Genomic DNA, 14,031 nt, shown 5'->3' with positions numbered 1-14,031 from the left:
CCAGGCCCGGCCTGGGAGACAGAGCCCGGAACGCCTTACAAAGAACCTGTTACCCGACCAGCTGCTGCGCCTCGCTGAGGATAGCTTCGAGATGCGCTTCATCCTTAAAGCTTTCCGCATAGACCTTGCACAGGTCCTCGGTACCGCTGGGGCGGGCGGCAAACCAGCCGTTCTCGGTCACTACCTTGAGTCCACCAATCGCAGCGCCATTACCCGGTGCCTCGGTGAAACAGCCCAGAATCGGATCGCCGGCCAGCGTATCAGCCTTAACATCGTCGGAGGTCAGCGCCTTAAGCTTCGCCTTCTGCTCTGCAGTGGCCGGACTGTCGATGCGTTTATAGACCGGCGCACCATAACGCCCGGTCAATTCCGCATAATACTGCGACGGCGTTTTACCGGTGACCGCCAGGATCTCCGCCGCCAGCAAGCAAAGGATAATACCGTCCTTATCCGTGCTCCACGGCTTACCATCGCGGGTCAGGAAACTGGCTCCGGCACTCTCTTCACCGCCGAACGCGAGTTTACCGCCATGCAGTCCCGGGACAAACCACTTGAAGCCCACCGGGACTTCATAAAGGGCCCGCTGCTGACCTGCGACAACCCGGTCGATCATTGAGGAAGACACCAGGGTCTTGCCGATAGCCAGATCTGCAGGCCACTGCGGCCGATGTGAGAGCAGGTAATCAATGCAAACCGCCAGATAGTGGTTGGGGTTCATCAGACCACCGGCGTCAACAATGCCGTGGCGATCGGCATCCGGATCATTACCAAACGCCAGATCAAAGCGTTCACGTATCTGCAGCAGATTGGCCATGGCCGCAGTGCTGGAGCAATCCATGCGGATCTTGCCATCATGGTCCGGCGGCATAAAGCCGAAATCCGGCGACTGCTCGCGGTTAACCACCTCGATATCGAGACCGAACTTCTCCGCTATTGCATCCCAGCTTGCCAGAGAGGTTCCACCCATGGGATCAGCGCCAATGTGAATGCCGGCGGCCTTAATGGCATCCATATCGATAACGGACGGCAAAGCTGACACATACTCAGCGACGAACGCATAGGGTTCGGCCTTATCCCGTGCCTCATCCACAGAAACACGCTTAACACCGGCGAGGCCCAACTTCAGCAGCTCATTGGCACGCTGTTCAATCCAACCGGTGACGCCAGCATCCGCCGGACCACCATCCGGAGTGTTGTACTTGATGCCGCCATCTTCCGGCGGATTGTGTGAAGGCGTAATAATCAAACCATCGGCCTGGTCCGACGGACTATCTGCATTCCAAGCCAGGATGGCACGTGACACCAGCGGGGTCGGCGTAAAGCCCTCCGCCACATCGACCATCACTCGCACACCATTGGCTACCAGTACCGACAGTGCGGATTCACACGCCGGTTGAGACAGTGCGTGGGTGTCCATACCGAGAAACAAGGGGCCTGAGATACCCTGTTCCTGACGGTAATCCACCGTTGCCTGGCTGATCGCCAAAATGTGAGCTTCGTTAAAGGTGGATTTCAGAGCTGAGCCTCGATGGCCGGAGGTACCAAAGCTTACGCGCTCACCGGAATTGTTTGGATCGGGTTTCGACTGGGTATAAGCGGAAATAAGCTCTGAAATCTGTTGCACAACAACACCTTTTATACTGGATTAAGCAGGACACGGGTATTGCCAGCGTCCCATGGGGTTAACTCATGGTCAAATATATCGAGCAACATCAGCCCTCGTAGAAAAGAGAGCACGAGAACAGCGACCAGAGCATTTGTACTGTTTATTACCCTGGTGAATTGACCTGACTCGCAGTCTATTGCGTCATGAACAGCTATTAAGACATTCCCTTTCTGACATGCGTCAGCATACTTTGACGCCTACCCGCATTGTCACCCAGATCTAAAATCGCCTCCACCCAAGCACTTGGCTCCATCGGCAGCAGCAAACCATTCTGCTCGTGCTGAACAATCGACCGATACACGGGATGGTCGGCGTAGATGCCGACGGCACCGGCCTGAGTAATATCATGAAATTTGGTGGCGGAACGAGCCTGATTGAACGAGCCTGACAGCAGTGGTGCAAGGCCGACGGTACGTCCCGGCCGGCTCACCAATGCCTTGTAGGCTGTCCAGCTCATCGGCTGCAGCACATGAACACGAGGCAGATGCGAAAACAGTTTACGAATTTCGGCATTACCGATCAGCTCGAAACTGAAGGAAGAGTCCCGCTGCAACACCTCCTCTACCACCGGCAACAGCCAACGAATCTCCTGCATGTGCGAGGCGGAGCCGTGATAGAAAAAGGTCTTTTGCGGCAGGCAATCAGTATAGGGTGACTGCGGCTCCATGACGCACGGTTGCCAATCAGCGTATTTATCGGCCAACCACTGGGTGGATACCCAAAGCTCTGCATCCATCCTGCGCAACCAGGCTTTATGGCGTGTGGCTAGGCGATAAAGCTTCCAGCGGTAGCGCAGAGGGAGTCCCTGGTGGGCGCTCAAGTCGAAGAGGTCATCATCCATAAAAAAAACCAGGCGCCCCAAAGACGCGCAATTTTTTTCAACCCATTGTCGCCATTGGGGCGTAAGGTAGCGCACAAAGATCAGGTTCATTCCGGCAGCAGGCGCTTCGGCCGGTACAGAAGCCAAGTGGCTCGTTCGCACCTCAAACTCTGCCAGGCAGGGGCGAATAAAATAATCACTACTGGGGTTTCGACCCTGCTCAACAATCAACCAGCTCAAATCAAGATCACCATGGCCAGTCAACACGGGGATACTTGCCCAGTGTGAAATCAGGCTTGGCATAGTTGAGGTTCGGGTTGTAGAACGGGTCTCGCTCGATCACATCAGCCCAGCGTTCACGCATGTATTGCACTTCCCGCTTCGCCCTCGCCTTCTTTTCAGGGTTATCATCCTTACCACGAGATACCGACTCATGATGGTAAAGTTCGGCATAAGGAGTATAGATTACGCGATACCCCGCTTCGCGAATACGCAAGCAGAAATCGACATCGTTGAAGGCGACGGTCAGGTTATGTTCATCCAGACCGCCCAACTTTTGGTACAAGCAACGAGTTGTCAGGAGACAGGCCGCCGTCACCGCTGACAACTCCTGAGGCAACACCGCACGATTCATGTATCCGGGGTCGTCCGCTTCTATGATGCCGTGCAGGTGGTTGGCACAGCCCCCGGGACCGATCACATCACCGGCGTGTTGAACGCGGCCATCACTGAAGTACAGCCTGGCACCCACGGCACCAACACCCGGCTGCAATAAGCGAGAGGCCATTTCATCCAGCCAGTCAGGACTGATCACTTCCGTATCATTGTTTAGCATGCAGACCAAATCACCCGTGGCGTGCGCTACCCCAAAGTTATTGATCGCCGAGAAGTTGAACGGATGATCATAGGCCAGCACTCGAACACGAGGGTCAGCCGACACGGACGTCATATATGCCAGAGTATCAGGGCAACTGCTCTGGTTATCCAGAATCAGCACTTCATAATTGGACCAGGTGGTTTTCTGCAGAATACTGTCCACACAAGGCTGCAGAAAATGCAGCATGTCACGAGTGGGGATGAGGATGCTGATTTTCGGAGAATTGGCCGGCATTCCATAGCGAAGGCGCAGCTGCCCACGGACATCCTGTACGACGCGCGCATCAATTTTATGCCTTTGCAAATGCGCCCCTAGCTGCTCCGGGCACGGCGATGTGCACGCATCCTCGTCCTGATGCCAGAGTACGGCCGGAATATGCCGAATCTGGTTGTCAATCGACAGCGCACCTACTTCCAGTGCCAACTCGTAGGCACCGGGCACATACCCCAGACGTTCGAGTATGGTTTGCAGCACTGAAGTCTTAACAAACAGGCAGTCGCCGACATAATGACTTGTACGCTGCAGCTCCAGTGACCAATCCGGCTTGAATCGAGGCGCAACGGGAGTTCCACCCCGTTGTTGCAGCGCGTGATCGGAATAGATCAGGCTTGCCTCAGGGAAACGCTCGGCTTCACTCAACAGCCACGCCAGCGCCCAGGGTTCCAGCCGTTGTCCGGGTTGCATCACGAGTACCCAGTCGCCGGTGCTATCCAGTCGAGCCAGCCCGTCGTCCTCGGACAACACATGAAGACGGGCCTCCAGACCAATCTGGGCTCGGACGGATTCCTGTGACTCGATGAGCCACTGATAAGCCGCCTCGTCCCCATTCTTTCGCGCCTGCCCCTCAACTTTGCGGGTGTCCAGCAACACCGGAATAGTGGTGTCCGCCAAACCACTGCGGCTCAAATACCGGAAGAGCCGCTGCTCCACCCCGTCGGAGCAGGACCAGTATTGAGCGCGCCATTCGGCATAATCAGGTGCCGGAAAGTGGTAGCGCAAACATCCAAGCAGACGGTAGGTCTTAAACGGATCATACGACACGCTGCGCCAGCCAATCCCCAAACGCCTGGCTTTATGTTTGTCCAGCGCGGGCAATGCTCCGAGTACCCGCCGCCACATCCAATACCAGGCCACAGGCGTGGATACAATCCGAGGGACGATGGCTTCGATAGCCAGAGGCCCCTGTTCACTTTCAACCTCAATGACCAGCTCATGAGCTTCGGCGGGCCGCGGGATCAATTCAAATACACGCCCTTTTAGACTCGCAGGCAGCGGTATACGGCACTCGCGCGTCCCGAAACGTATAACAGCCCAAACATACAGGTAGCTGTATCCCGTAGGCAGACTTGCACTGATCAGATACCAACGATCAGTGCGATATGGCTCTATTGCAAAAGCATTCATTCAGGAATAACTCTGAAGCAGAACAACGGGAGTGTCACACAGCCGCCTCGTGATCGATAGCCGACACGGGCACATGCCAGGGCTCAAGGCCAAGAGAGGTCACCAGTTCCAGATCGCTAACTTTGCGGATTTGCGCCTGCCGCTCAATAGCTGTGCAATCCAGACTATCCTGCTTTTCTATGATTGTATTCTTCAGATTGTAATCGGCAATCGGCGGTCGAATCATAAACCGCGCATTGGTCTGGACAATCAGATAATCCGGTGCGACGGCATCGATCAAGCTTGGGTCCAAATTGCCTGCGGTATGCACAAAGACCAGCTGTCGAAAGAAACGACTGAGATAATTGAACATGGAATAGCTGGATGAAGAGCCAAAAACAAGACAACACCCTTCTTCCAGGGCATCGGGATACTGGATGACAATCACACGGCCAAAGTTTGGCAATCCATTGTCGTAAACGACCCATTTGCCGTAATGAAATGACGTAAGGAAGGATGCCGGGGCAGCCATTCTGGGTTCCAGTTTGCTGCCCAGGTCACCGGCATGATTGCGCACCCTGTAACGATCGGACGCCAGCAGCCGGTCTAGATGCTCTGCTGACAAGCCCAATTTCCTGGCAACCAGCGCAGCTGCCAGAGAACCACCTCGGTGGGTCCAGTGCGTGTCGGTTTTGAAAAAGGCCTCATCACCCAGTGTATCTCGCAACTCGCTTACAGGGTGCAGAAGCAGACCGGGGGGAAACAGCGCGAACACGGGATCCAGGGGGGAGACTGCCGCTGCCGTCATGGGATGATAATGCCCCATCACGCTTTCCTTGGTCGGTGCCACAAGCATGACCGCAGGGCTGCGCTGCGCTCCGAAACCATTTTTGAGGGCGTCCACGTACGCCTCCCAACTTTTCAACCCTCGAGTTGTTAGCTGTAATCGCCCCGTAAACTGATCGATACTGAAATTGGTATCGTTATCAAGGAACAGCCAATCATTATGCCCCTTAATCACTTTTAGCAGGGTATTTTCCGCTACTGCCGGCTCAACCTCTATCCGCTGTAATGGCCAACGCTGACCATCCAATTCAAAAGACAGGTTGAATGAATGCAGATCAGGCGGCACCGTAAAACGAAACCCGCAGGATAGCTGCTCATGACCGTCGGCAGGCTGCTGAAGAATGCGCTCAATCACATCCAGTCGTTTCAACTCCAGTGGACAGCAAAGCTCAAAGGCCGGTTGCAGATGACAGATGATGCGCACTCGCGATAGCGTATCGGCCTTTTCTGGATCGAGCAAAACCCATCCCTGAACTACCCGCCCGGAATGCGTAAAGCGTGGTGCGTGATCAGGACTAGGATAATCCAGACACCAGGTCAGTAGCGGTGATCTATTGCCTGATACGGCATCTCTGACACGCTGAATCCAGCCTGCGACTTTCAGATACGACTTTTCACTTTGCGCTGCCAACCAGGCCTTGTCCATGAGTACAACTTTTTCTCAATGAAGATCGCTAAGCTTAGAATACATGACCAGATCAACGGCCCGGTATGCATTACCCAAGGCATGCATCAGCGCGTCTTGTCCGAAAACCCTCCATGCACGTTCACGGCCGGCATGGCCCAGAACAGCGCAGGATTCAGGTGCCGACGCCAATTTCCGCAAGTAGCCGGCAACAGCCTGAACATCGCCCAGCGCGGCAAGGTAACCGGTTTCGCCAGGTACCACAAGCTCAGACAGTGCGCCCCAGTCATAGGCAACAACAGGTCGGGCAGCCGCCATCGCTTCCAGCACAGTACGGCCAAAAGACTCCTGAAAGCGCGACAGATTAATGACTGCATCCAAATCTGCCAATACCTCAGCAGGGTCGCTTACATAACCGTGATAAGTAATATTGGCCGGGGCACGGCCGTCCGCTTGACGCTTGAGCAGCGTTTGCAAGGCGTCTGTTTCAGGGCCAATCAGCACCAGCTCGATCGGGACTTTCTGTTTTTCGAGCAACTCTCCCAGCGCTTCGGCATCAGCAAGCCCTTTCTTCGGCAGGTTACTGCTGAGCATGCCGACCCGTAACACCCTGCCGGCAGATGTGCCGGACAACTCGGGAATCGACAACAGAGAATCCATTTCAACCGTATTGGGTACGACACACACGGGAGTATCCCGCGAGCACTCAGTCGGCAGGCTTTGCTCAAGTTCACGTCGCGTATAACGGGAATTGGCGATCAACAGGTCGGCAAGGTCTGCAGCATGCGCCATGATGCCTGCAGGATCGCAGCCAAGCGTCTCACACAGCGCTTGATCCGCTGCCGGGAGCTCACGCACATGAATAATGGCGGGCACCTTGCACTGCCTGGCCGCACGCAAGGGTTCATCAAGCACCAGTGTATTGGCATGCACCGCAGAGACATTGAAGCGTTTTATCAGCTCGGAGAAGTGTTGCACCGTCGCCTCAACCGGTTGCCGCCCCTTCTGCCACCAGCCATAGGGAAGCACCGCAAGCGCCGTGCAGTGTTTCAGCATTGCCTGCTCATACGCCAGGTTCAGAGCCTCCGGGAGCGTTACCACCACGTTCGCCCCCAACCGTGTATAGGCGTCTACAACATCAATCAAACTTCGTTCCGCACCAAACAGCCGCGGGCCAGCCTGATGTCCACATACCATGATGGTCGGTTTGTCAGGAATCGGCACCTTGCCCCGCCACACGGGCAAAGCCTTGGCTGGATTCGGCGATTGAAGATAGTGCCAGAGAGGATTCTCGCTTTGGGCCGCTTCAGGGCAGATTCGCAGATAACCCGAGGACGAAAAGTTCGGCCCCGGGTCATACCCCAGAGAAGCCGACTTGTCCCAAAAATGTTCAAAAGGTTCTATCAGCGCCTGCTGCAACGCTATGTAGCGTTGCAAGTACCAGCCTGCATCAAACCAGCCACTTACACGGGCCCTATCCTTTAGTTCAAACTCGCTGACATCGCAGGTACTGTCAGATGTAGCGCTAAGCAAAATCGAGTGAGGTGCAATGAAAGGCCGTGTTAAGGGGTGTTGGGATAAATACAGGTCAGCGGGGCATTGAGCGCGTGCATGCCAGGCTTTAGCGGCCTTCATATAAGCGTAACGCGCGCCTGAAAACTGAGTAATCAGGTGGGTAGCTGAGTGTTGCGACAGAGAACCCTCATCTGCCCTGCCAAATGAAAGTGGAACACCGGGTAACACCTCTACAACCGCCTGGTTTCCAAACGCCATCTCGATACGTTCACGATACTCGGTATCCGCATTAACACGCACCTGGTCCCAGTAGCCAAGCTGCTCAAAAACCTCGCGCCGAAACATCAGTGACGAGATGTTGGGGTAGACCCAACCATGATCGTCCAATCGCCACCGATGAAAGAACAGTTCATCCGATACTCTCACCCACCAGGTCAAACAAGCGACGGGTGACGCCTGTTCCACTAAGGCGCTCGCCTGCCTCTCCAGCTTCTGCGGATGCGACCAGTCATCACTGTCATGCACGGTTATAAAATCGCCGTCAGCCACAGCCAGAGCAGTATTGCGTGCAGCATAAGCCCCCTTGTTAACTTCATGCTGAAGCAACCTCTGATGAATATGCGCGGGGCACTCAGAACTCAGGCGCGCAATCACGGCAAGACTTTCATCAGTGCTGGCATCATCTACCAACAGCAATTCCAACCGGGGCCAGGTCTGGCCGTACAAACTACGTAAAACAGTTGGTAGTGTATTGGCAGCGTTATAGACAGGGATGATCACGCTGACCAATGGCAAGGACGACAGGTTAGCACCATCCTGTTGGCCTATAAATTGGGCTAGACGGGGGAACAAATTATCAAGACCAAGCGGAGCACATGGGTTACGCCATGCCAGAGTAGCAAGCGAGTGACGGGCGAACAGCTGATTCATTAGCTGCAGACGAACAGCGTCGGCACCTTCGCCTTCTAAAGCCAATTTTGCGTTTGCATGTGCAAGTAAGGTGTCAGTCTGTTCCGGCCAGCCTTCATTGAGAAGGTCAGTTACACTTTGAAGCTGCGCCGCCCATTCGGATGGCCTCGCGTCATGCGTCATCATCAAACGGCACAATGCCTCTACCAAAAGCAGTAGAGACCCTGTTTTATTTTGCGGGTATTCCAAGGGTGCATTGAAAGGCATCAAGAGCCTGACGACAATCGACCACTCCTGTTTCCATGCATACCATCGCGCCAACTCCCAACGTGCATGTTGTTGCTCATTAACAGTGGAACCGGGGGCGGCTATAAGCGCTTCTAAACGTGGCTGTATAACATCATGCCCCCCCCTCCATAAGGCATCTCCCATCGCCAACGCGCGGTTCGGTGCGGGTAAACGCCCCTCTGCCCGGCCAAAGCGCGAATAGTGTGCCCAAGGATCCATCTCGGCAGCAGCCACATCAGGATAATGATGTAGATACCACTCTCGATCGAACCATTCGGGGGAGGCGGCAGAATCAAAAGAGGCCTTGCCCAAGAAACGGTTAAATAGACGTTTCAATGATCTGCCTGACTTCATACGATAGGCTTTGACTTTCAAATGAACTCAATAACCGTCTAGTTAATCAACAACATCGAATGATTTTGAGTAAAGCCTATCAGTCATTACCAAACAAATCCCGTGTGTAAACCTTATCCGCTACATCTGCCAACTCTGTTGTTGCACGATTAGCCAGGATGAGATCTGCTTCCTGCTTGAACGCTTCCAGATCATTGACTACACGTGAATGGAAGAACTCACTTTGCTCAAGCACCGGCTCGTACACGACCACCTCAATGCCTTTGGCCTTAATACGTTTCATTACGCCTTGCATTGCGCTAGCACGGAAGTTATCAGACCCGGACTTCATAATAAGCCGGTAAATTCCAACTACTTTCGGGTCACGACTTAGAACTGATTCGGCTATAAAGTCCTTGCGAGTGCGGTTTGCATCCACAATGGCTTGAATAATGTTGCTGGGCACATCCTGGTAGTTAGCAAGCAGTTGCTTGGTATCTTTCGGAAGGCAATAGCCACCGTATCCGAAGCTGGGGTTGTTATAATGGCCCCCAATACGCGGATCAAGACCAACCCCCTCGATAATCTGACGGGAGTTCAAGCCATGGGTTTCTGCGTAAGTATCCAGTTCATTGAAATATGCAACGCGCATGGCCAGATAAGAATTCGAGAACAGCTTGATCGCTTCAGCTTCAGTGCTGTCCACAAACAACGTCGGCACATCTTGTTTTACGGCCCCCTCCAGCAACAAATCGGCAAACTGCTGTGCCCGCTCGGAACGCTCACCTACAATGATTCGCGAAGGATAGAGGTTGTCGTACAACGCCCTGCCTTCACGCAGGAACTCTGGTGAGAATATCAAATTTTGAGTGCCAAAACGTTCACTGGCTTCACGGATAAAGCCCACAGGCACCGTGGATTTAACCACCATGACTGAGTCCGGGCTGATCGCCATCACATCCTGGATAACTGATTCCACTGAACCGGTATTGAAGTAATTCGTATCCGGATCGTAATCAGTAGGAGTCGCGATGATGACAAAATCGGCGTTGGAATAGGCCTGCTCTTTGTCTAGGGTTGCAGTGAAATTAAGTACTTTCTCTGCAAAAAACTGACTGATTTCAGAGTCTTCAATAGGGCTGATGTAGTCATTCAGCAGCTGAACTTTTTCAGCATCAATATCAAGGGCTACGACTTCGTGGTGTTGAGCCAGAAGCATAGCGTTAGAAAGGCCTACGTAGCCGGTTCCGGCGATGGCGATCTTCATTCTATAAAATCCAGAAATTACAGGGGTATCTTGTTCAAAGTATTCGTGACTAAGGCCTGCGCCTTTGCTGTACTGTCTGCTTCCGCATAACAGCGCAATTCCGGCGCATTCCCCGAAGGCCGCAAGTGCACGACATTTCCATCGAGCAAGCTCACGCGCAGTCCATCTGTCAGGTTTACTGCTCCAATTGGCTGACTAAGGCCGAGAGCCTGCACCATGGCAGAGGGATCCTGGGACCAAGCCGCCAGTAAAGCCTGGCTTTTTGCGGCAGGAATATCCTTCAAGCGATCACTGACGGTGTAGCGGGCCGGCAAATGCCGCACAATCTCGGATAAAGGTTTCTTCTGTTTTGCCGCCTCCACTAGGATAGTGAGTGCCGGCAGCAAGGCATCCCGGGTTGGCAAAGCGGCAAGCTGGCGCTCGCCTTCCGTAATCATGCTACCCAGCATAAAGCCGCCGTTAGCCTCGAAACCGGCGACACATTTGAAGTCAGTCGCCAACTCTTGCATTTCTGCGAGCACATAGGGTGAACCAATACGGGTTCGTACCACCTTGCTAAAGGCACCGGACTGTTCAATGGCCGTATTGCAGCTAACGGGTATTGCCAGTGCCTGCACGCCCAATGCGCGGGCACAGAGCAAGCCAACAATATCTCCACGCAGCCAGTGGCCATTTTCGTCTGCCAGTAACGGACGGTCACCGTCTCCATCCGTCGTTAATATTGCATCCAGTTGATATTGGAATGACCACTTGACCCCCAATGCAAGGTCTTCATCGCTGACCGCTTCTGTATCTACCGGAACAAACACCTCGCTACGGCCCAGAACAACCACTTCGGCACCGAGATCAGCCAACACCTGTTGATTTAGATCCCGACCGGCTGCGGAATGTTGGTAAAGGCCTATCCGCACTCCCGCTAGCGGACGCCCGGTGAACCACTGGGTATATCGTTGCTGGTAGCCAGTTATTGCCAAGTCGCTCGTATCCACCCGTTTGATTTCTGCGATCTTTGGCGTTGGCAGGGCCGCATCCAAAATCGCCTGCTCATCGACCTTTGAGATTTCCCCCTCGGGTCGGTAAAACTTGATTCCATTCCGATCAAACGGGATATGACTTCCCGTAACCATGATGGCTGGTATTCCGTCCTTCATCGCCTGTAATGCGAGTGCGGGCGTGGGTAGAACACCATAGTCGAGGACGTCTATACCCATCGCCTGTGCCGCCGCGGTGCAGGCTGCCGCCATACCCGGACTACTGGGACGACGGTCCACGCCAATGGCGACACGACACACCGCAGCGTCTTCTTTCATCACGGCCAGGAAGGCCGCTGTGAATGCGGCGCATACATCAGGTGTAAACTGTTCAACCAGGCCACGCGCACCACTGGTACCAAAGCTAATACCGCTTTTGGCGATGATCGCATTTACTCGATCAGACATCAGAGTCTCCAATCACTGAGAGGCAAATGTGTACCGTAGACTCAGGAACGTCCGTAACGGTCTTCAAAGCGCACAATGTCATCTTCGCCAAGGTAAGTGCCACTCTGAACTTCGATCAGTTCCAGCGGAATTTTACCAGGGTTCTCCAGGGCATGGACACTCCCAACCGGGATATAGATCGATTGGTTTTCCGTCAGCATTTGCGTGTTTCCGTCGATCGTAACATTGGCCGTTCCCGACACTACCACCCAGTGCTCAGCCCGGTGGTGATGCATTTGCACCGAGAGCTTCTCCCCCGCTTTTACTGTAATCCGTTTTACCTGGTATCTTTGCCCGCTATCGACCGAGTCGTATTTACCCCAAGGGCGATAAACCTCGCGGTGTAATCGGTGTTCGTGTCGCCCCTGCGCTTTGAGTTGCGACACTATCGCTTTTACATCCTGAACCTGACTCTTGTCAGCCACCAGAACAGCGTCTTTGGTTTGCACAATCACCAAGTTAGTAACACCTACTGTAGCGACCAGGGCATTTTCTCCCAGCACGTAGCAGTCCCTGGTAGCTTGAGTTACCACATCGCCTTTACAGACGTTGCCTTCGCTATCTTTATTGCCAAGCTCCCAAAGCGCAGACCAGGCCCCGACATCATTCCAACCAGCATCCAGCGGCACTACCATGGCACGCTCCGTTTTCTCCATCACAGCATAGTCAATCGATTCAGAGGGACACTGGGCGAAGGCCTGCTCATTGATGCGAATAAAATCCAAATCGGGTTGTGTATCCTTCATAGCAGCCAAGCAGCACTCGTAGATATCTGGACGATGGGCCTTTAGTTCCTCCAGATACCGATCAGCCCGGAGCAGGAACATGCCGCTATTCCAGTAGTACTCTCCTGTCGCCAGGTAATCTGTTGCCGTTTCTAGATCCGGTTTTTCGACGAATTGAGCAACCTGAAATGCGCCTCCCAGGGCCTTTCCCCGGCGGATATAACCGTACCCGGTTTCAGGATGTGACGGCACAATACCAAAAGTAACTAACTCACCAGCTTCAGCCAATGGCGTAGCAGAGTTCACCGCATCGCGAAACGCCTTCTCGTCAGTGATGGCATGATCAGCAGCGAGTACGAGTAACATCGCATTTTCATCGGAAGCCAGTGTAGTTTGCGCGGCAAGAGCAATAGCTGGCGCCGTATTACGGCCCGCCGGTTCCAGAATGATGTTGTGATTGAGTTGATCTATCTGGCGAAGCTGTTCCGCGGCCAAAAAACGGTGAGCTTCATTGCAAATCAGCACAGGAGGAGCGGTATCCAACCCCTTAAGCCGAAGAAGAGTTTCTTGAAGTAGTGTTTTTTCGCCTACCAAATCAAGAAACTGTTTAGGGTATAACTCACGGGACATGGGCCAAAGGCGGCTTCCGTTGCCGCCTGCCATGATTACTGGATAAATCATCTTTTACACTCTTTTGATCTAGAAATAACTGAATAAGGTACGAATCAAAATTGAAAACAAAACTTATAAATATGTATCAAACCTTAAAAACCGACCACCAAAAATAAAAAAACACTTTATATAACCAGAAAAAACGAATAGCCGACCTATGCTATAAAAAAATCACTTGAATACAGTTGTGAAAACTTAAATCTACTTAATTATTTAAATCGATTTTTATGGGGAATTAAGCTAAAAATAAGAAGATAAATTTAAACACTTTGCTTAGATAATAAAATTAATTTAGGAAAAATAATATTTATTCTTTAAATCCTTTAAAATCATTCCATATTCATAAACCATGGAGCTTTTGTGCCTCTTTTTACTTCTTAGTACTTATATAAATATAAACGAAGATGGCCTTAACCACGTTAACTACCCCTTATCAGGGTATCCAGCTTAAAGTGCTAAATTAGCAACGGCATCTTAATAAAGCTTTTTAAATGAAGAATAAAAATTACGCATAGTGTCACACTAATTTTAGCTACTTAGAACGAGGCCGCTTTCAATTAAAACTTCCCTTGAACAAACGTTTTCTATCTCTATAAAATCTTTACGCTTTTGAGAGAAGTTAATTAA

Annotated in this window: 8 protein-coding genes; all 8 read right to left on the bottom strand. The window is 52.7% G+C overall.

Annotated features, from left to right (window positions below; all coding sequences use genetic code 11):
- Positions 1-49 precede the first annotated feature (49 nt).
- The 8 genes from pgm to ACQUQP_RS06035 all read right to left on the bottom strand — a co-directional run bounded on the left by pgm (position 50) and on the right by ACQUQP_RS06035 (position 13,413).
- A complete protein-coding gene (gene pgm / locus ACQUQP_RS06070; protein WP_432698683.1) occupies positions 50-1,615 on the bottom strand; it encodes a phosphoglucomutase (alpha-D-glucose-1,6-bisphosphate-dependent) in 1,566 nt (521 codons plus the stop codon).
- Between the two features lie 205 nt (positions 1,616-1,820).
- The gene (locus ACQUQP_RS06065) at positions 1,821-2,726 is read right to left on the bottom strand and encodes a glycosyltransferase family 1 protein (protein WP_432697907.1); all 906 of its coding nucleotides are present in this window, start codon (positions 2,724-2,726) and stop codon (positions 1,821-1,823) included.
- A gap of 7 nt (positions 2,727-2,733) precedes the next feature.
- Positions 2,734-4,767, bottom strand: a complete 2,034-nt coding sequence (locus tag ACQUQP_RS06060) for a glycosyltransferase family 2 protein (RefSeq protein ID WP_432697906.1) — start codon at positions 4,765-4,767, stop codon at positions 2,734-2,736.
- A 34-nt stretch (positions 4,768-4,801) separates the two neighbouring features.
- On the bottom strand, positions 4,802-6,238 hold the full coding sequence (locus tag ACQUQP_RS06055) for an alginate O-acetyltransferase AlgX-related protein (protein WP_432697905.1): 1,437 nt from the start codon (positions 6,236-6,238) through the stop codon (positions 4,802-4,804).
- Between the two features lie 15 nt (positions 6,239-6,253).
- Positions 6,254-9,304, bottom strand: a complete 3,051-nt coding sequence (locus ACQUQP_RS06050; protein ID WP_432697904.1) for a glycosyltransferase — start codon at positions 9,302-9,304, stop codon at positions 6,254-6,256.
- 58 nt (positions 9,305-9,362) lie between these two features.
- The gene (locus tag ACQUQP_RS06045) at positions 9,363-10,529 is read right to left on the bottom strand and encodes a nucleotide sugar dehydrogenase (RefSeq protein ID WP_432697903.1); all 1,167 of its coding nucleotides are present in this window, start codon (positions 10,527-10,529) and stop codon (positions 9,363-9,365) included.
- Positions 10,530-10,546: 17 nt separating this feature from the next.
- A complete protein-coding gene (locus ACQUQP_RS06040) occupies positions 10,547-11,968 on the bottom strand; it encodes a phosphomannomutase (protein ID WP_432697902.1) in 1,422 nt (473 codons plus the stop codon).
- 41 nt (positions 11,969-12,009) lie between these two features.
- Complete coding sequence (locus ACQUQP_RS06035; RefSeq protein WP_432697901.1) at positions 12,010-13,413, bottom strand: mannose-1-phosphate guanylyltransferase/mannose-6-phosphate isomerase; 1,404 nt, start codon at positions 13,411-13,413, stop codon at positions 12,010-12,012.
- Between the last annotated feature and the right edge of the window lie 618 nt (positions 13,414-14,031).

The sequence above is a fragment of the Marinobacterium sp. YM272 genome (assembly GCF_050908845.1).
Classification (GTDB): Bacteria; Pseudomonadota; Gammaproteobacteria; order Pseudomonadales; family Balneatricaceae; genus Marinobacterium_D.
This window is presented reverse-complemented; position numbering and strand designations above follow the sequence as displayed.